Here is a 20,311-nt window from a genome sequence, read left to right as displayed (position 1 = left end):
AAGCGTTTAGGTTTAATAAACACTTAATATTGACTTAAACGCTTTTTAATACGGCTAAAATACTTTTGCCTCAGTAAATTAACTTAAACTTTAAAAACACAACAGATGAAAAAATTGCTTTTCTCTACGTTAGCAGTTGCAGCATTAGCTTTAACATCTTGCAGCAGCGATGATGACAACTCAAACAACAACAACCAAACTGTAATTGACCCTACAAACTTTCAGGGTGAACTTAAATCAGGTGAAGAAGCTACTTTAGACGCTACTAAAACTTACAACCTAACAGGTTCATTCATTGTAAGAGATGGTGCTAAATTAACTATTCCTGCAGGTACAACTGTTAAGGCTTCAGGTGGAACTAGCGCTTATATCGCAGTAGCTCAAGGTGGACAAATATTCATCAACGGTACAGCTACTAGCCCGGTAGTTATGACTTCTGCTTCATCTAACCCTGCACAAGGTGATTGGGGTGGTCTTGTAATTTGTGGTAAAGCAAACACTAACAAAGGTGGTTCTACAGGACAAACTGCTACTGCTGAGGTTTCTGACCTTACTTATGGTGGTACAGTAGATAACGATAACTCTGGTGTTATCCGTTACCTAAGAATTGAGTACACTGGTGCCGCTTTTAACGGTGATAAAGAATTTAATGGTCTTTCTCTTTTCGGAGTTGGTTCTGGTACTACAGTTGAGTACGTTCAGTCTTTCGAAGGTGGTGATGACGGTATAGAGTTCTTCGGTGGCGCTGTAAACGGTAAATATTTAGTAGCTACTAACAGTGGTGACGATTCAATCGACTTTGCTGACGGTTGGAAAGGTACTGGTGAGTACTGGTACATCACAGGCGGTGCTAAAGCTGGTATAGAAGGTTCTAACAATGGTGATAACGGTGCAGCTCTTCCTACAACTACAGCTACACTTAAAAATATCACTGTAGTGGGTCCTGGTTCAGAAGGTGGTATCTTCATCAAAGAAGGTGGAGGACTTTGGACAGTAGATAACTTCTACGTTTCAGGTTTCGCTACTGGTATCAACATTAAAGATGCTGCTGCAGATCCTGTAGCTAACGCTCACGTTGACAACAATGAAATCAAATTTACAAACGTAATGTTTGACAACGTTACTGCAATCACTAACTACCTAGGTACTAACACAGGTTTCTACACTGTAGGTGCTAACGTAACTGGTGCTGGTAACGGTGCTGCTGTTCCTACTTGGGCTCAGGGATGGACAAGATTTAACTAAGAAAAGTTATAATCAACATATCAAAAAGCCCCTCATAAAATTGAGGGGCTTTTTTTTTGGTATGATATTTGAAAATATTTTTATATCTTTACACTATCAATCGTCGTCAATGAAGAAAAACTACTTTTATATCACTTTACTGTTCTTTTTCCTTATGTCCTTCAGCGCTGCTGCACAGGATAGCAAAGGGAATACAGCTGTAATGCAACAGCAGAACATAGAAGACCTGAACATATACCCTAACCCGGTAAGTTCAGACAGGGTTTATATCACCTCTAAGTCTGGTCAAAGCAAAGAGGTAGAGATTTACGATGTACTGGGTAAAAAAATACTTCAGGCTACCATAACCGGTAAAGAATTAAATATATCTAACCTGACTGCAGGTGTATATATTGTTAAGGTTAAGGAAGGTGAAGCTACAGCAACCAGAAAACTGATTGTTAAATAAGATATTCAATAGTATAACATAATTAAAGCACTGCAACAGCGGTGCTTTTTTATTTGTATTTTTGCCAAAACTTTTTGTGCATTGCTTACCCAAAACGACATATTTACCATTGCTTCTAAAAAGGAGTTTGAAAAAATTACACTAAAAGTATACAGGCACCAGTATGACAATAATGCCGTATACCGAAATTTTTGTGAACTTTTGGGTAAAGACAGGCAAAATGTAAAATCCATACACCACATTCCGTTCCTGCCGATACAGTTTTTTAAAAGTCATGACATAGTAAGCAGCATTAACCCTGCACAAATCACTTTTACCAGTAGCGGAACAACTGGAATGACAACCAGTAGACATCTTGTTACCGATTTAAGCTATTATGAAGACAGTTTCAGACTGGCTTTTTCACAGTTTTACGGCAATATAGAAGACTATGCCATTTTGGCTCTTCTACCCTCCTATCTGGAGCGCGAAGGCTCTTCATTAATTTACATGGTGAAAGACCTAATTGAGCGTTCTAATAATCCTGATAGCGGCTTTTACCTGCACAACTACGACGAGCTTATACAAAAGCTTACAGCACTGGATAATGCAGGACAGAATGTTTTACTTATTGGTGTTACTTATGCCCTTCTCGACCTGGCAGAAAAACAGGATTTTAACCTTAAGAATACTATTATAATGGAGACTGGGGGGATGAAAGGCAAACGTCGTGAAATGATACGTGAGGAACTTCATGAAATACTGTGTAAAGGTTTTGGCGTAAGTAAAATCCATTCGGAATACGGTATGACCGAACTGCTTTCGCAGGCGTATTCACTTGGCGATGGTATTTTTGAATGCCCGCCATGGATGGATATTCTTATTCGTGACACCGAAGATGCTTTAAGCTATGTAGAAACCGGTAAAACAGGCGGCATAAATGTAATAGATCTTGCCAACATCAATTCCTGCTCCTTTATAGCTACTCAGGATTTAGGGAAAAAATACACAAACCAGTCCTTTGAAGTATTGGGCCGTTTTGATAATTCCGATATCCGCGGGTGTAACCTCATGGTACTTTAACAATACGTTATACACTTATAGTCGTATATTTACCTTTCGCAAATCTGTTACTCATGACCAAACATATCTTAGCCGTTATACTGGCAATGCTGGCAATGGTTTCCTGCGGCAAAAAAAAGGAAACCGAACAAGTTGTGGAGGCTCCGCAAAAACCCAACATCATTTTTATAATGACCGACGACCATGCCCTACAGGCCATTAGCGCATACGGTCACCCCTTAAGTCAGCTGGCAAAAACCCCTAACATAGACCGATTGGCAAAAAACGGGGCACTTTTTACCAATAATTTTTGCACCAATTCCCTTTGCGGACCTAGCCGCGCTACCATACTTACCGGAAAATTCAGCCATATGAATGGTTTTAGGATGAACGGCGATAAATTTGACAACACACAAAACACATTACCAAAATACCTACAGGAAGCAGGCTATAAAACGGCCGTTATAGGGAAATGGCACCTTTCATCAGACCCTACAGGTTTTGACCATTGGGACATCCTGAACGATCAGGGCAATTATTACAATCCCGAGTTTATAACTACAAAAGGCAAAGTTGTTACCGACGGTTATGCTACCGACCTGATTACCGATAAAAGTATTGCCTGGATGGATAAAAATGCAAAAGGAGATAAGCCTTTCTTTTTAATGGTACACCACAAAGCACCACACCGCAACTGGATGCCGGCCCTTCGTCATTTAAACATGTACGACACTATACAATTCCCTATACCCGACACTTATTATGTAAAACATGAAGGACAGCCTGCCGCACAACAGCAGCTTATGACCATTTATGATGATATGTATGAGGGACATGACCTTAAAATGACTAAAAAAGAAGGAAGCCCTGAACTTGCACACAACCCGTGGACGAATGACTTTGACAGAATGACCCCGTTACAGCGCAAAGTATGGGATTCGGCCTATCAGGCAAAAAACGATGCTTTTCACAAAGCTAACCTTCATGGTAAGGAACTGGCAGAATACAAATACCAACGCTATGTACAGGATTATCTTGCAACAATCGCTTCTGTAGACGAAGGCGTAGGTAAAATACTGGATTACCTTGACGCAAACGGACTAACCGAAAACACTATTGTGGTTTATACTTCTGACCAAGGGTTTTACATGGGTGAAAATGGCTGGTTTGACAAGCGTTTTATGTACGAGATATCCATGAAACAGCCATTACTTATACAGTATCCTGAAAAAATACAGAAAGGAAAAATTGTTTCGGGCATGACCCAAAACCTTGACTTCGCCTCTACCTTCCTTGATTATGCCGGCGTACAGATACCGTCCGATTTTCAGGGCAAATCATTGAGGCCATTGCTGGAAAACACCATAAAGGATGACAACTTCAGAGATGCCCTTTACTATCATTATTACGACTACCCGGCTTTCCACATGGTAAAAAGGCATTATGGTGTAAGAACAAGCCGTTATAAGCTAATCCATTTTTATGACGACATTGATGTATGGGAAATGTACGACCTTAAAACAGACCCTGAGGAACAGCATAATATTTATAACAGTCCGGAATATGCCAGCATCCAGAAAGAGCTACATGCAAGGCTAAAAGAGCTTCAGGCAGAGTATAAAGTAACTGACAAAGAATTTGAAACCACTCCTAAAGAAAAAGTAGACAAAGCCTACGATAATTTTAAAAAACTAAGGGGTACTCCTATGAAATAAAAAAAATCCGCTCAATGAGCGGATTTTTTTATAAAGTTACTTTGCAACTAAGCAACTTATATTTATTAATCCTCTACAGGAACAACAAAATTCTTTTTCTTACCAAAAGAAACCAGGATGTATTTACCAAAAAGCAAATCGTTAGTACTCAAAGCATAGCTTTCATCAACTTTCACTTTATTGATAGCAACAGCGTTAGCTGCTAATGATTTTCTTGCTTCTTTCCTTGAAGGGAATATACCTGTAATATCGCTTAGTACCACAACGATATCCTCACCTTGTGTAAGTACCGATTTTTTTACCGGAGCCGTAAAGAACTCACCAAAAATATCTGTAAAGAATTCTTCACTTTCGTTCTCAATAGCCTCACGGTCATAATTAGAGAAAACAAATTCGGCTTTCTTTACCGCATCTTCAAAATCTTCTTTAGAGTGAACAAATGTAGTTACCTCCTGAGCAAGTCTTTTTTGAAGCACCCTTAAATGCGGAGCCTGCTTATGTTCCGCTATAATCTGCTCAATTTCTTCCTGCGGAAGGAAAGTGAATATCTTAATATACTTCTCAGCATCATCATCACTGGTATTAAGCCAGAACTGGTAAAACTTGTACACAGAAGTCTTATCGGCATCAAGCCAGATGTTCCCACCTTCCGATTTACCAAATTTAGAACCGTCGGCCTTAGTTATAAGCGGAGTCGTCATGGCATAAGCCTTAGCGCCTTCATCATTCATTCTTCTTACAAGCTCGGTACCGGTAGTTATATTACCCCACTGGTCGCTACCACCCAGCTGAAGCATACAGTTATAATGTTTGTGAAGATGATAGAAATCGTAACCCTGAATAAGCTGATAAGTAAATTCAGTAAACGACATGCCTGATCCTGCCTCACCCGTAAGCCTCTTTTTAACCGAGTCTTTTGCCATCATGTAGTTTACGGTAATACGTTTGCCTACATCGCGCACAAACCCGATAAAAGAGAATTCCTTCATCCAGTCGTAGTTGTTAACCAGTACCGGAGCATTTGCTTCCTTGGCATTAAAGTCAAGAAAACGGGAAAGCACTCTTTTAATTCCTTCCACATTTTTGTTTAGCGATTCCTCATCAAGCAGGTTTCTTTCGTCACTCTTGCCCGAAGGGTCACCTATCATACCTGTGGCACCACCCACAAGCGCAATAGGCTTGTGCCCGCATTTGTGTAGATGCACCAGTATAATAATAGGCACTAAACTACCTATGTGCAGTGAATCTGAAGTTGGATCAAAGCCAATATACGCCGTTGTAACCTCTTTATTCAGTTGTTCTTCGGTTCCGGGCATGATATCATGTATCATACCTCTCCATCTTAGCTCTTCTACAAAGTTCTTCATATCAAAAATTTAGTGAAGTGCAAAAATACAATGTACGGAGATAAAAACATACCCCCTATGTTTAAAAAAAGTGAATATTTATAGTTACCTCAATATATTTTACGTCTATCAATAGCTATATTTGTTATATGATTTTAGTTACAGGAGGAACAGGATTAGTAGGCGCACATCTGCTATTACAGCTTACACAGGGCGCCGAGCCCGTAAGGGCATTATACCGAAGGGCCGAAACCATCAAAAAAACGAAGCACCTTTTTTCCCATTACAACAAACAGGAGTTGTTTGAAAAAATAGAATGGACAGAAGGCGATATACTTGATGTTCCCTCGCTGGAACCGGCACTGGCAGGAATAGACAAAGTATACCACTGTGCCGCATACATTTCTTTTGACCCTGCTGACGAAGAAAAACTACGCAAAGTAAATATTGAAGGTACCGCTAATATGGTTAACCTTTCGCTGGCATTAGGCATAAGGAAGTTTTGCCATGTAAGCTCGGTAGCCGCATTGGGCGATCTTAAATTCAATGAAATAATAATAACCGAGGAAACCGAATGGAATCCTGAAAAGTTTCATTCTGATTACGCCATAAGCAAACACGGAGCAGAAACCGAAGTTTGGCGTGGCTGGCAGGAAGGGCTTGAAGTGGTGATTGTTAACCCCGGACTTATTTTCGGATACGGCTTCTGGAACCAGGGAAGCGGAGAGATATTTAAAAATGTTGACAAAGGCCTGTATTTTTACTCAAAAGGTACATGTGGAGCTGTAGCGGCAGAAGATGTTGCCAGTATCATGATACAATTAATGGAATCTGACATTTCGGGAGAGCGCTATACCCTTGTAGCCGAAAACATATCGTTTGAGTCTATTTTTAACACCATAGCCGATGGTATGTATAAAAAACGTCCGTTTATATATGCCACACCGTTTATGACAAATGTAGCCTATCGTTTAGACTGGTTTTTCTCCAAACTGTTATTCAGGCCAAGGCATTTTACGCGTACCATGGCGAAATCGGCACACAGGCACCAAAATTTTGACAATTTAAAAATTAAGGAAACGCTTAACTACAATTTCAGGGATATAAAATCGCATTTAAAGCAGATTGCAAAAGATTTCAGATCGTTGTCCTAAAGCTTTTCTTTTACTTTAGCAGTATCAACAACAAGAGCAGATGCTTTTACCTCATCTTTTTCAGGTTTGGCCTGCATTAAGGTATCCACTACTGCTTTTTCTTCCCTAAGCCTGTCGGTTACCCTATTCATTAGTTTTTCATACCTTTCAAAATCAGAAGCATAATATGTATGATTCTGGACCAATGTAAGGCTGTCTATATCATATTTATTATAAAGATAATCGCTTACAGTTATATCATTATCATGCAATATTCCCGGCGCAAAAGAACTCATAGACTGTAAAAGGGCAGCGTCATAAAGTATATCTTCCATTTTATCTTCTTCTATAAAGTTTTGTGGCTTTTCAGGCCCTTTATCACAGGCCGCCAGCACTACAAATGCAAATAATATAACTGTAAACTTTTTCATATCTATTCTCTGTCAAAAAGTAAACGCTCACCGCAACGAATGTCTTTTACTTTAGAATTATTGTATACAAGCTGTCCGTTAACAAACGTATGGGTAATTCTCGATTTAAAGTTAGTCCCTTCAAACGGAGACCAGCCGCATTTGTAAAGTATGTTTTCTTTCTTAACGCTCCACGGCATACCCGGGTTAACAATAGCAAGATCGGCATAGTAACCCTCACGGATAAATCCGCGTTTTTCAATTTTGAAGAGTTTAGCCGGATTATGTGCCATTTTCTCTACTATCTTCTCTATAGATATCTTACCCTGATGATAAGCCTCAAACATAGCCACTACTGCATGCTGCACCAACGGCCCACCAGAAGGTGCGCTTGTGTACGGGTTTTTCTTTTCTTCAAGGGTGTGAGGAGCGTGATCGGTAGCAATAACATCAATCCTGTCGTCCAGTAAGGCTTCCCAAAGCGCATCCCTGTCTGCTGACGTTTTCACAGCAGGATTCCATTTTATCAGCGAACCTTTCTTTTCGTAGTCGGCATCACTAAACCAAAGGTGGTGTACACAAACCTCAGCAGTTATCTTTTTCTCCTCAAGCGGAATCTTATTGGTAAACAGTTCAGTTTCTATAGCTGTAGAAACGTGGAATATATGAAGCCTTGCTCCTGTTTTCTTTGCCAGCTCTATAGCTTTTGAGGATGATTTATAACAAGCCTCAGCGCTTCTTATAAGCGGATGGTACTTCATTGGGATATCATCACCAAACTCCTCTTTGTATTTTTCAAGGTTTTCGCGAATAGTAGCCTCGTCCTCGCAATGTACCGCTATAAGCATAGGCGTACTTGAGAAAATCTTTTCCAGCACCTCTTCGTTATCCACAAGCATATTACCCGTAGAAGAACCTAAAAACAGCTTAATACCCGCCACATTTTTAGGATTTGTTTTAAGTACTTCCTCAAGGTTGTCGTTAGTACCCCCCATCATGAAGGAATAGTTGGCATACGATGTTTCGGCTGCCCTTTGGTATTTCTCCTCCAGAAGCTCCTGAGTAACCGCATTAGGCACTGTATTAGGCTGCTCTATAAAAGAGGTAATACCACCGGCTACAGCTGCACGCGATTCGGTTTCTATATTTCCTTTGTGGGTTAAACCCGGTTCACGAAAGTGCACCTGGTCATCTATAGCCCCCGGGATAAGGTAATTCCCTTCGGCATCTATAATTTTAATATCAGAAGACTTTGCACTTATACTGTCGGCAATTTCCTTGATATACTTATCTTCAATTAAAAGATCGCCTTCAAATATTGACCCTTCATTTACAATCTTAGCGTTCTTAATTAAAATCCTGTTCATCTTCTCCGGTTATAATCTGTTAAGCATTTTCTTTATTCTTAGCGAAACAACACCCAATATCGCCTCTTTAATAATGGCGTTGCTCATTTTAGACTCCCCTTTTGTCCTGTCGGTAAATATTATGGGAACTTCCGTAATATTAAACCCGTTAGACCAGGTTCTGTACTTCATTTCAATCTGAAAGGCATACCCCACAAACTTAATGTTGTCAAGGTTTATGCTTTCCAGCACTTTTCGTTTATAGCATATAAATCCGGCAGTGGCATCATGAATTTTCATGCCGGTTATCATTTTTACATATACAGAGGCATAATATGAAAGCAATACACGGCTTAACGGCCAGTTTACTACATTAACCCCTTTACTGTAACGGGAACCAATAGCCATGTCTGCTCCTTTTTTACAGGCTTCCTGTAGCCTTACCAAATCGGCAGGGTTATGCGAAAAATCGGCATCCATTTCAAAAATATATTCATATTTTCTGGCAATGGCCCATTTAAATCCGTGCACATAGGCAGTACCCAGCCCGGCTTTGCCAGCCCTAACCTCTAAAAAAAGCCTTTGCGGGAACTCCTGCATAAGCTCCTTAACTTTTTGGGCGGTACCATCGGGAGAGTTATCGTCTACAACCAATATATCAAACGGAGTTTCATGAGAAAAAACCGCCCTGATAATTGTTTCTATGTTTTCAATTTCGTTGTAAGTAGGTATTACAACAATGCCTTCGCTCATGTACGCGTGAATTTTGAAATGCAAAAATAATGTATTTCTAACGCGTGTACTATAATTAAATTATAAAACTGCAAAATAACGAATATAAAAATCACTAATTTTGTGCGATATGAACGAATTTGTTTTACAGGAAAGAATGATTGAAAGCAGGGATTGGGCTACCGTCCTGTTTACCTTTTGCTTTGTTCTTATCGCTGTAAACAGATCTGTTTTCAGCCTTAGGTTTACAGAGTTTTCCAGACTTGCCATTTCTGATAAATATATCAAAATATATAAAGACAGCGGAAACATAACCAACAGCTTTACCATTTCGTTCTTTTTTGTACAGTTGGTATCCTTTACTTTTTTTATACAGTTCCTGCTTAGTTACTTTGGCAAAAGCGAAAAAACAAGCTGGGTAACCTTTGTACAGATATTTACTTTTTTAGGCTTTTTTATCCTTTCTAAATACCTTACCGAAAAGATAATAGCCACCTCCTTTAACATAGAAGAATTTAACGAGCAGTTTAACCTTCAAAAGGTTAATTACCGCACTTATATTGGGATGCTTTTGCTACCCGTTAACGCCGTACTGTTTTACAACAGTGCTCCCCACCCCATTGTAGTATACTCAATTTTAGGCCTTATTATTTCAGGAAGTGTTTATTCATACCTCATTACACTGAAGGCATATCAAAATTTGATAGTGGGCAAATTATTCTATTTTATTTTGTATCTTTGCACTCTTGAAATAGCACCCTATTATTTCATGTATTATTGGTTTACAAAAAGTTAGATATAACAACTATGTCAAATATGAAAGTGAAAACAATTTTGGTTTCGCAGCCGGAACCTAAAGTAGAAAATTCACCATACTTCGAAATTCAACACAAACTAAAAGTAAAAGTAGACTTTAGGCCATTTATTCACGTAGAGGGTGTAAGCGCAAAAGATGTTAGGGCGCAAAAAATTGACCTTAACAATTACACTGCCATAATCCTTACCAGCAAAAATTCTGTTGACCATTTTTTTAGAGTAGCCGAAGAAATGCGCTATAAAGTGCCTGAGACTATGAAATATTTTTGCCAGAGTGAAGCTGTTGCTTTTTACCTGCAGAAGTATGTGGTGTACAGAAAAAGAAAAATTTATGTTGGCCAGAAAGATTTTGTAGATCTGTCTCCGCTAATTAAAAAGTATAAGGATGAGAAATTCCTTTTACCTTCATCAGACCAGCTTAACGAGGATGTTCCTCAAACACTGGACAGCCTAAAGGTAAACTGGACTCCGGGTACTTTTTACAAAACAGTAATGAGCGACCTTTCTGACCTTAAAGATGTTTATTATGATGTGCTTGCATTCTTTAGCCCAACAGGTATAAAATCTTTATTTAAGAATTTCCCTGATTTCCAACAAAACAATACACGTATTGCGGTATTTGGAAGCACAACACAAAAAGAAGCCTTAGACAGAGGCTTAAGAGTAGACATTATGGCTCCTGCACCGGGAACACCGTCTATGACAATGGCTCTTGAAAAGTACATTATAGAAGCCAACAAAGCCAAATAATAAAACCAAACACATACAATATCAGAAGCCGCTTATATAAGCGGCTTTTTTATTGATAAACTAGAGTTACCTTCGATACGTAACACAATAAAATATCCTCTCAAACAAAAAAAGAGCCGTAAAACGGCTCTTTTTCATTATTCTAAAATTTCCTGATTTATGCCACTGGTGCACCTGCCATGATTTCGTCATTGGCAAACTCTTCAAATTTGGCAAAGTTTTTCCTGAATGATTCAGCAAGCTCATGCGCTTTAGCATCATAAGCATCCTTATCATCCCATGTTGTTCTTGGGTTTAAAACCTCATCCGGAACGTTAGGGCACGTTTGCGGTATAGCTAAGCCAAATACCTTATGTGTTTTATACTCCACGTTATCAAGCTCGCCGTTAAGGGCAGCTGTAATCATGGCTCTTGTATATTTTAATTTCATTCTGTGACCTGTACCATAAGCACCGCCTGTCCAGCCTGTATTTATAAGCCATACGTTAACGCCTGCTTCTTTCATTTTAGCACTTAGCATTTCTGCATACTTTGTTGGGTGAAGCGGCATGAAAGGCGCTCCAAAACAAGCTGAGAAGTTAGGCTGAGGCTCGTTAACACCTGCTTCTGTACCGGCTACCTTAGCAGTATAACCCGAAATGAAGTGGTAAGCTGCCTGACCCGGAGTTAATTTAGAAACCGGAGGCAGTACTCCAAACGCATCGGCAGTAAGGAAGAATATGTTTTTAGGATTATGGCCTATTGAATCCGGCTGTATATTATCTATATGATAGATTGGGTAACTTACACGGGTATTAGGTGTGATAGATATATCTTCAAAATCAACCTCGTTAGTACCTTCTTTAAAGATAACGTTCTCTAGGATTGCACCTCTCTTGATAGACCTGAAGATATCCGGCTCGTTTTCTTCTGTAAGGTTAATAACCTTAGCATAACAACCGCCTTCAAAATTAAAGATAGTGTTCTCTTTAGTCCAGCCGTGCTCATCGTCACCAATAAGCTTACGTGCAGGATCGGCAGAAAGAGTGGTTTTACCCGTACCTGAAAGACCAAAGAAAATAGCAGTATCTCCATCGGCTCCTACGTTAGCACTACAGTGCATTGGTAAAGTATCTTTAAATACAGGAAGTATAAAGTTAAGTGCAGAGAAAATACCTTTTTTCATTTCTCCGGTATAACCTGTACCGCCTATAAGGGCAATTTTTCTTGTAAAGTCAAGGATAGCAAAGTTATGCTGACGTGTACCGTCTACAGCAGGATCTGCCATAAAGCCCGGCGCACATACCACATGCCACTCTGGTGCAAAGTTCTCCAGCTCTGATTCTTCAGGACGAAGGAACATGTTGTAGCAGAAAAGATTTGACATAGGAAGCTCTGTAACCACCCTTACATTCATTCTGTAATTAGGATCGGCACACACATAGCTGTCTCTTACAAAAACCTCTTTTCCGCTAAGGTATTCCGTTACTTTGTTGTAAAGTTTTTCAAACTTATCGCTGTCAAAAGGCAGGTTTACATTACCCCACCAAACTCTATCTTCAGTTATACTGTCCCTTACAATAAAACGGTCCTGCGGCGATCTTCCGGTAAACTCACCGGTGTTAACTGCCAGCGCACCTGTAGAACTTTCGACACCCTGGCCTTTTTCTATCGTAATATCATGTAACTCATCCGGAGTTAACTGATATTTTACATTAGCATTTTTAATTCCCATTTTCTCTAACGAAATCGTTTTCGTAAAAAGGCCAAAATTACTCATAAGTTTTGTTATTAAGTTGCATTGTTTCAGGGGACAAAAGTATAAAATTAAATTTTACAAAATAAAAATTTAGGATAAAATTATTCCTTTTGCTTCATTATCTGTAAAAATAATACTACCCACGCGCTAATTAATAACAATCCTCCAACAGGAGTGATAAATCCTATCGTTTTGAAATCGAATGCAAAAAGCGAATTACAGGCCAAAAAATAGATCGATCCGGAGAAGAAAAACACCCCTAAAACGGTAAGTATCAAAATGGCCTTTTTTGCCTTGTCTGAAATGCGTGTTATAAGGCCGATAAAAAGAAGAAATAAGGCATGATACATTTGATATTTTACCCCCGTTTCAAATACGGCTATAGAATCGGGTTCTATAAGTTTTTTTAATCCGTGTGCGCCAAATGCCCCAAGTATTATACCTGTAGCTCCCAGTATTGCAGCAATAGCTATAGTTTTTTTGTCCATGTGTGTTGTTTATAATGGGTAAAATTAAAAAGTTTAACGCATTTATTTCGCTAAAAAATTTTTATAAATATAACAAATTACTACTTTCGTGTTATAATTAAACTCCTAAACTCAATGAGGCATATATTAATAATTGGCGCAGGACGCTCTGCATCATCATTAATTAAGTACCTTTTAAACAAATCGGAAGCAGAGAACCTGCACCTTACCATTGCTGACCTGTCTTTAGAGCTTGCGCAAAGGAAAGCAGGCACACATCCGCGTGCCACGGCGATAGCTTTTGATATCTTTAATGCTGAACAACGACATACGCAGATAAGCAAAGCCGACATAGTAATATCTATGTTACCGGCACATCTTCACTATGAAGTGGCAAAAGATTGTATAACCCATAAAAAGCACCTTGTTACCGCGTCATACATTAGCCCTGCCATGCAGGAGTTGGATGAACAGGTTAAGGCAAACAATCTTGTTTTTATGAACGAGATTGGGCTTGACCCGGGCATAGACCACATGAGTGCCATGAAGGTGTTGGATGAAATTCGGGACAAAGGCGGCAAGGTTATACTGTTTGAATCGTTTTGCGGAGGACTTGTAGCCCCGGAAAGCGACAACAACCTTTGGAACTATAAATTTACCTGGAACCCCCGTAATGTAGTTTTAGCAGGACAGGGGGGCACGGCAAAATTTATTCAGGAAGGCACTTATAAATACATCCCTTACAACAAACTGTTCCGCAGGACAGAGTTCATGGATGTGGAAGGTTACGGACGCTTTGAAGGTTATGCCAATCGCGATTCGTTAAAATACCGAAGCGTTTACGGACTTGATGATGTAAAAACATTATACAGGGGAACCCTGCGCAGGGTAGGCTTCTCTAAAGCGTGGAATATGTTTGTTCAGCTTGGAATGACAGATGACTCTTACATCATGGAAAACTCAGAAACCATGAGCTACCGCGATTTTGTGAATGCATTTCTTCCCTACCACCCTACCGATTCGGTTGAACTTAAACTGAGACATAGCCTTAAGCTGGATCAGGATGATATACAATGGGACAAACTGGTAGAGCTTGATATTTTTAATCCCAACAAGATTGTTGGACTTATAAACGCCACACCAGCCCAGATACTGGAAAAGATTTTAAGCGACAAATGGACGCTTAGCCCGGAGGACAAGGACATGATTGTAATGTACCATAAATTTGGCTACGAACTTAACGGTGAGCGCAAACAGATAGATGCTACCATGGTATGCATAGGCGAAGACCAAACCTATACCGCTATGGCAAAAACAGTAGGTTTGCCTGTAGCTATGGCTACCCTGCAAATACTTAACGGAAATATTACCACGCCGGGTGTACAGCTTCCTCTAAACAAAGAAGTATACCTGCCTATATTAAAAGAACTGGAAGAATTCGGGGTTGTTTTTCACGAAAAGCAAGTTCACTATACCGGCTATAATGCCAATAACGTAGTGAGCTAAAACTCCTTTACTAACTCAACTTTATTCTTAAACCCCTCCAAGCCCCTCGGAGGGGTTTTATTTTATAAGCAATTTGCTATATTTGATTTTAAACTGAAAGGCTATGAAGATAAATTCGCTACAGATAGAAATAGACGGGATTGATAAAGAGATTTTACGCTACCTCATGGAAGATGCCCGTAAACCCATTTTACAGATTGCTGCAAAAATAGGCATATCGGGAGCTGCCATACACCAGCGCCTTCGTAAGCTGGAGCAGGCAGGCGTTATATCGGGATCTAAATTTATAGTGAATACAAAGGTTTTAGGATACAGCACCATGGCTTTTGTAGGTATTTATCTTGAAAAGGCATCAAGTAACTTTGAGGCAGTTAAGGAACTGAGAAAAATACCCGAAGTACTGGAATGCCATTACACCACGGGTAACTGGTCCATTCTTATAAAAATGATTTGCCGCGATAATGAACATCTTATGCAGCTGCTTAATAAAAAAATTCAGCCCATAAACGGAGTGTCGCGCACCGAAACCTTTATATCCCTTGAGCAGCAGATTGAAAGGCAGATACAGCTTTAAGTTAGTGTTCAGCATCCACTATTCTATTAGCAGACAAATACTTACAAAAACTCTTCACATCACTAAGCTTCTTCAGAATCAAAGAGTATACTACAAAATAAAAAAACCGCCGGGTTATAGGCCCGGCGGTTTATCAAGATATATATAGACAGGGATTAATCCCTGGAACCTCCAAATAACTGAAGTGCCCAATACAATAACATTGCCAGCGATCCTAATGCAGCCACCACATAAGTACGTGCAGCCCATTTAAGCGAATCTTCGGCTCCGGCATATTCCTGCTGTGAAAGCATGTTTTTGCTTTTAAGCCACGCTAAAGCACGGTTACTGGCATCATACTCCACCGGAAGCGTTATAAAGCTGAACAATGTCGCTATTGCCATAAGCACCAACCCTAAAACAGCTACATAAAATCCAATACCCATATTTGCAGCAGCACCCATAACAATCCCAATTATAATAAGTATTGGCGCAAGGTTTGATGATACACTAACAACCGGAACCATTTTAGACCTAAACTGTAGCATACTGTATGCCTGTGCATGCTGCACAGCATGGCCTACCTCGTGTGCAGCCACGGCAGCAGCAGCAGCATTACGTTGGTTATATACAGCTTCACTTAGGTTTACGGTTTTATTCGTTGGGTTATAATGGTCGGTTAGACTACCTGATGTAGACATAACTTTAACATCATAAATACCGTTATCGGCTAACATTTTTTGAGCAATTTCGGCTCCGCTCATGCCGTTACGTAAATGCACTTTAGAGTAGTATGCAAACTTACTCTTTAGCTTAGCACTTACTGCGTAACTTGCTAAAGCTATAATACCAATTAAAATATAATATCCTAATGCCATCTTTTCATGTTTTTATTATAATACCTATATCAAAATCAAAGCCAATCTGTTGAAAGATTAGCTTTAACTGTTATTTTGACACTTATTTATAACTTCTTGAGCAGGTAAACTGAAAGAGTGGCACTTTTTTATGTTCAGTCACAGTACCTCACTCCATTACATTACGTATCGAAATGACAAGCTCCAACCCTCTCAAGATAAAAATAAAAAAACCGCAGCGTAAACTGCGGTTTTATATATACTTTGTAACTTAGAAGCTTACCCAACAATATTAATAATCTTACCCGGTACAACAATTACCTTTTTAGGCTGCTGTCCGTTAAGCTGTTGTATGGTTCGCTCATCTGCAAGGATAGCTTTTTCAATATCAGGCACTGCCATATCCATAGGCAGTTCTATTTTAAAGCGCATCTTACCGTTAAACGATACCGGATATTCCTTACTGCTTTCTACCAAATGCTCAGGATTAAACACAGGGAATTTCACTTTAGAAATACTACCCTGATGCCCCAACCTGTGCCAAAGTTCTTCGGCAATGTGCGGCGCATAAGGCGAAATAAGCACTGCAAGCGGCTCCAGTATGGTACGCTCGTGGCATTTGATAGCCGTAAGCTCATTAACGGCAATCATAAACGAACTTACCGATGTATTGAACGAGAAATTCTCTATATCTTCCTGTACTTTTTTAATGGTTCTATGCAGCACTTTGTAAGCCTCTTTGCTTGCAGGGTTAGAGGTAACAATTAGTCCGTTATCATCAAAATACAGTTTCCATAATTTTTTAAGGAAACCCGACACCCCTGTAATACCGGCAGTATTCCAAGGCTTGGCCTGCTCCAGCGGACCAAGGAACATTTCATAAAGCCTTAAGGTATCCGCACCATACTGATCGCAGATGTCGTCAGGGTTTACAACATTGTATTTTGACTTGGACATTTTTTCTACTTCACGACCAACTATATATTTACCGTTGTCATTCAATATAAATTCAGCACCTTTAAAATCCTGACTTAATGCATGATTTTTAAACCCTTCAACATCCAGTTCATCTGAAGCGTTTACCAGAGACACATCCACATGAAGAGCCTGATAAGTAACCCCATCAAGACCTTCAGCATCAACATTTTTATTATATTCTTCTTTACTGACAAAAGTTTGCTTCCCGCCTTCTCTTTTTAGGAAGGCAAAAGCCGAAGTACCCAAAATCATACCCTGATTTATCAACTTTTTAAACGGCTCTTCCTGAACTATAAAACCTCGATCTTTCAGAAATTTGTTCCAAAAACGGCTGTATAGTAAGTGGCCTGTAGCGTGCTCGCTACCGCCTATGTATAAGTCTACATTCTCCCAGTATTGTTGTGCCTCTTTAGACACAAACTCGTCGTCATTATGCGGATCCATATAACGTAACCAGTACCATGAGCTACCCGCCCAACCCGGCATGGTATTAAGCTCTAATGGGAATACCGATACATTATCTATAAGGTCGTTGCTAACCACTTTATGTTCGGCAACACTCCACGCCCATTCTTTAGAGTTTCCAAGAGGAGGCTGACCGTCTTCTGTAGGAAGGTATTTCTCCACATCCGGAAGGCGTATTGGTAAATGCTTACCCTCTATCATTTGTGGTAACCCGTTTACATAATAAACCGGGAACGGCTCACCCCAGTAACGCTGGCGCGAGAAAACCGCATCGCGAAGGCGGTAATTGGTTTTACCTCTTCCCTGTTCTATATCTTCAAGAGCCTCAATGGCTTTTTTAGTCGCTTTTTTATAGTCAAGTCCGTTAAGGAAGTCAGAATCCTTTAGCTTAACGTTATCTTTAGAAGCATATGCCTCTTCAGAAATATCAACTCCGTCAAAAATATTTTTAATCGGGATATTGAAATGCTTCGCAAAATCATAATCGCGCTGGTCACCACTTGGCACTGCCATAACAGCTCCTGTACCATAACCTGCCAGTACATAATCACCTATCCAGATTGGCACCGGCTCTTTTGTAAACGGATGCTCGGCATAAGCTCCTGTAAACACTCCTGAAATGGTTTTTACATCGGCCATACGCTCGCGCTCACTACGTTTAGCAGTAGCTTCTATGTAAGCCTCAACAGCTTCTTTTTGTTCCGGAGTGGTAATTTTAGCCACAAGTTCATGCTCCGGCGCAAGTGTCATAAAGCTCACCCCAAAAATAGTATCAGGACGCGTGGTAAACACCTCAATACTGTATTCACCTGTATCATCACCCGTTAACAGGTGAAGGAATTTATTATGATTGTCTTTTACTTTAAATGTAACTGATGCACCTACCGATTTGCCTATCCAGTTACGCTGGCTTTCCTTTAACGATTCTGTCCAGTCTATAGTTTCAAGACCCTGTAAAAGTCTTTCGGCATAAGCAGAAATCCTCATACTCCATTGTGTCATCTTTTTACGGATAACCGGATGCCCTCCCCTTTCGGAAACACCGTTTACAATTTCGTCGTTAGCCAGTACCGTACCTAAAGCCGGACACCAGTTAACCTCAGTCTCCGCAAGGTAGGTAAGGCGGTATTTCAACAACATTTTCTGTTGCTCTTCTCCCGTGTAACCTTTCCATTGTGCAGCAGTAAACTGCGGAATGTTATCATCACAAACAGCATTTACTTTAGTATTACCGTTTGCTTCAAACTCGGCAACAAGGGTTTTAATATCTTCTGCCCTTTCAGCATCTTTATTATACCATGAATTAAACAGTTGGATAAATATCCACTGTGTCCATTTGTAATACTCCGGGTTAGAAGTACGTACTTCCCTGTCCCAGTCAAACGAAAAGCCTATCTTATCCAGCTGCTCCCTGTAACGTGCAATATTGGTTTCGGTAGTAATTGCAGGGTGCTGCCCGGTTTGTATGGCATACTGTTCTGCCGGAAGGCCAAAGCTGTCGTACCCCTGGGGGTGCAGCACATTAAATCCCTGATGGCGCTTGTAGCGTGCATAAATATCAGATGCTATGTATCCCAGCGGGTGACCCACGTGAAGTCCCGCCCCAGATGGGTAAGGAAACATGTCCAGCACATAATATTTAGGTTTATCAGAAACGTCTTCTGCCCTAAAGGTTCCGTTTTCAGCCCAGTATTTTTGCCACCTGGCTTCTATTTCGTTAGGATTGTATTTCATTGTATAAGTCTAAAGTCAAATGTTTGAAAGTCTTAAAGGAACGCAAATTTACGCTTATTGTACGAAAGTCAAAACTTTGCCCGTTATAAACTATGTATAAACAAATACTTTATTTATTTTTACACCTAAAATTAATGTGTGTATGGCATCATCTTTTGATCAGTTTCAAAAAAGAAGACTCATTTCCTCTTATTTCTCGGTTATTTTAATCATTTTCATAGTACTTACCCTGCTTGGGGCACTTGGCCTCTTTGTAATAAATACAGAAAAGATATCGGGCTATGTTAAAGAAAACATACCCCTTACGGTTTACTTTAAAAGAGAAGCAAAGGACAGTGTGGTTACCGCTTTTGGCAAACAGCTTAAAGATGCACCCTATATTAAAGACTACAAATTTGTAACAAAAGAGGATGCTGCCGAAAAGAATAAAGACATTTTAGGTGACTTTGAAACCCTTATAGACAATCCGCTTTTTGATTCTTACGACATTCACTTAAAAAGTGCTTATGTTCAGTCAGACAGCATTAAGAACATAGACATTGAGTTCAGGTCTAACCCTATGGTGGCCGATGTTAGCTATGATGCCGTAGTGGTGGAAATGGCAAACGAGAACATCAAGAAAATAAGCTTTTGGATACTGATAGTAACAGGCGGACTAACCTTTGTGGCCATGCTGCTTATAAACAGCTCACTTAGACTTTCTATCTATTCACACCGCTTTACCATTAAGACCATGCAGATGGTAGGTGCTACAAAATCATTTATCAGAAGGCCGTTTATTTGGAGAGGTATCAAACTTGGACTAATAGGCGCACTGTTTGCCATTGCCGCATTGTTATGGCTGGTAAACTATGTAGATAAAAAACTTCCGTTCCTTAACATCTGGAAAGACTGGGTACCTACAGCCATAGTTATGGCAGGAGTACTGGGGTTTGGTATAATAATAGCAGCCATAAGTACGTTCTTTGCTACGCAGCGTTTCCTTAACCTAAGGACAGACGATTTATATTAAACGATTAAACCTGAAACAA

Annotated in this window: 18 protein-coding genes; 10 read left to right on the top strand and 8 right to left on the bottom strand. The window is 39.8% G+C overall.

Features of this window, described 5'->3' with window-relative positions:
• Positions 1–105: 105 nt before the first annotated feature.
• The 4 genes from NU09_RS07775 (at position 106) to NU09_RS07760 (ending at position 4,449) form a co-directional block, all read left to right on the top strand.
• Positions 106–1,245 carry a hypothetical protein gene (locus NU09_RS07775; RefSeq protein ID WP_129750716.1) on the top strand — a complete coding sequence of 380 codons (1,140 nt, stop codon included), beginning with the start codon at positions 106–108 and terminating at the stop codon, positions 1,243–1,245.
• Between the two features lie 109 nt (positions 1,246–1,354).
• Positions 1,355–1,693: a T9SS type A sorting domain-containing protein gene (locus NU09_RS07770; RefSeq protein ID WP_129750715.1), complete on the top strand. Its 339-nt coding sequence runs from the start codon at positions 1,355–1,357 to the stop codon at positions 1,691–1,693.
• 81 nt (positions 1,694–1,774) lie between these two features.
• Positions 1,775–2,755 (top strand): acyl transferase, encoded by a 981-nt coding sequence (locus NU09_RS07765; protein WP_129750714.1) that lies wholly within the window; start codon positions 1,775–1,777, stop codon positions 2,753–2,755.
• Between the two features lie 53 nt (positions 2,756–2,808).
• Positions 2,809–4,449: a sulfatase gene (locus NU09_RS07760; protein ID WP_129750713.1), complete on the top strand. Its 1,641-nt coding sequence runs from the start codon at positions 2,809–2,811 to the stop codon at positions 4,447–4,449.
• Positions 4,450–4,514: 65 nt separating this feature from the next.
• Here NU09_RS07760 and tyrS read toward each other — a convergent pair whose 3' ends face one another.
• Entirely contained in the window at positions 4,515–5,816 is a 1,302-nt protein-coding gene (gene tyrS / locus NU09_RS07755; protein WP_129750712.1) for a tyrosine--tRNA ligase, read from the bottom strand.
• Positions 5,817–5,944: 128 nt separating this feature from the next.
• Here tyrS and NU09_RS07750 point away from each other — a divergent pair, with 128 nt between their 5' ends.
• The gene (locus tag NU09_RS07750; protein ID WP_129750711.1) at positions 5,945–6,949 is read left to right on the top strand and encodes an NAD-dependent epimerase/dehydratase family protein; all 1,005 of its coding nucleotides are present in this window, start codon (positions 5,945–5,947) and stop codon (positions 6,947–6,949) included.
• Here NU09_RS07750 and NU09_RS07745 read toward each other — a convergent pair.
• From NU09_RS07745 to NU09_RS07735, 3 genes are read right to left on the bottom strand one after another with little or no spacing between them, the layout of a single operon-like run.
• Entirely contained in the window at positions 6,946–7,359 is a 414-nt protein-coding gene (locus tag NU09_RS07745; protein WP_129750710.1) for a DUF4296 domain-containing protein, read from the bottom strand. The two genes, NU09_RS07750 and NU09_RS07745, sit on opposite strands and share 4 nt — an antisense overlap.
• A 2-nt stretch (positions 7,360–7,361) precedes the next feature.
• A complete protein-coding gene (locus tag NU09_RS07740) occupies positions 7,362–8,705 on the bottom strand; it encodes a dihydroorotase (protein ID WP_129750709.1) in 1,344 nt (447 codons plus the stop codon).
• A gap of 9 nt (positions 8,706–8,714) precedes the next feature.
• Positions 8,715–9,437 carry a polyprenol monophosphomannose synthase gene (locus NU09_RS07735; RefSeq protein ID WP_129750708.1) on the bottom strand — a complete coding sequence of 241 codons (723 nt, stop codon included), beginning with the start codon at positions 9,435–9,437 and terminating at the stop codon, positions 8,715–8,717.
• A 109-nt stretch (positions 9,438–9,546) separates the two neighbouring features.
• Here NU09_RS07735 and NU09_RS07730 point away from each other — a divergent pair, with 109 nt between their 5' ends.
• Both NU09_RS07730 and NU09_RS07725 read left to right on the top strand, forming a co-directional pair.
• Entirely contained in the window at positions 9,547–10,212 is a 666-nt protein-coding gene (locus NU09_RS07730) for a DUF4271 domain-containing protein (RefSeq protein ID WP_129750707.1), read from the top strand.
• Positions 10,213–10,232: 20 nt separating this feature from the next.
• Positions 10,233–10,982, top strand: a complete 750-nt coding sequence (locus tag NU09_RS07725) for a uroporphyrinogen-III synthase (protein WP_129750706.1) — start codon at positions 10,233–10,235, stop codon at positions 10,980–10,982.
• A gap of 157 nt (positions 10,983–11,139) precedes the next feature.
• On the opposite strand, the gene pckA is transcribed toward NU09_RS07725, so the two are convergent.
• Positions 11,140–12,741, bottom strand: a complete 1,602-nt coding sequence (gene pckA, locus NU09_RS07720) for a phosphoenolpyruvate carboxykinase (ATP) (RefSeq protein WP_129750705.1) — start codon at positions 12,739–12,741, stop codon at positions 11,140–11,142.
• Positions 12,742–12,821: 80 nt separating this feature from the next.
• The gene (locus NU09_RS07715) at positions 12,822–13,208 is read right to left on the bottom strand and encodes a DUF423 domain-containing protein (protein ID WP_129750704.1); all 387 of its coding nucleotides are present in this window, start codon (positions 13,206–13,208) and stop codon (positions 12,822–12,824) included.
• Between the two features lie 114 nt (positions 13,209–13,322).
• On the opposite strand from NU09_RS07715, the gene NU09_RS07710 reads away from it, so the two are divergent.
• Positions 13,323–14,693, top strand: coding sequence for a saccharopine dehydrogenase family protein (locus tag NU09_RS07710; RefSeq protein WP_129750703.1), 1,371 nt, complete (start codon positions 13,323–13,325; stop codon positions 14,691–14,693).
• Between the two features lie 103 nt (positions 14,694–14,796).
• The gene (locus NU09_RS07705) at positions 14,797–15,267 is read left to right on the top strand and encodes an Lrp/AsnC family transcriptional regulator (RefSeq protein WP_129750702.1); all 471 of its coding nucleotides are present in this window, start codon (positions 14,797–14,799) and stop codon (positions 15,265–15,267) included.
• A gap of 155 nt (positions 15,268–15,422) precedes the next feature.
• On the opposite strand, the gene NU09_RS07700 is transcribed toward NU09_RS07705, so the two are convergent.
• Complete coding sequence (locus NU09_RS07700) at positions 15,423–16,124, bottom strand: zinc metallopeptidase (RefSeq protein WP_129750701.1); 702 nt, start codon at positions 16,122–16,124, stop codon at positions 15,423–15,425.
• Positions 16,125–16,382: 258 nt separating this feature from the next.
• On the bottom strand, positions 16,383–19,280 hold the full coding sequence (gene leuS / locus NU09_RS07695; protein ID WP_129750700.1) for a leucine--tRNA ligase: 2,898 nt from the start codon (positions 19,278–19,280) through the stop codon (positions 16,383–16,385).
• Positions 19,281–19,422: 142 nt separating this feature from the next.
• On the opposite strand from leuS, the gene NU09_RS07690 reads away from it, so the two are divergent.
• Positions 19,423–20,292 carry a cell division protein FtsX gene (locus NU09_RS07690; RefSeq protein ID WP_129750699.1) on the top strand — a complete coding sequence of 290 codons (870 nt, stop codon included), beginning with the start codon at positions 19,423–19,425 and terminating at the stop codon, positions 20,290–20,292.
• Positions 20,293–20,311: the final 19 nt, after the last annotated feature.

It is taken from the genome of Flavobacterium beibuense (genome assembly GCF_004151245.1).
GTDB lineage: Bacteria > Bacteroidota > Bacteroidia > Flavobacteriales > Flavobacteriaceae > Flavobacterium > Flavobacterium beibuense_A.
Note: the sequence above shows the minus strand (reverse complement) of the source record. Positions and strands in the feature narration are given on the sequence as shown.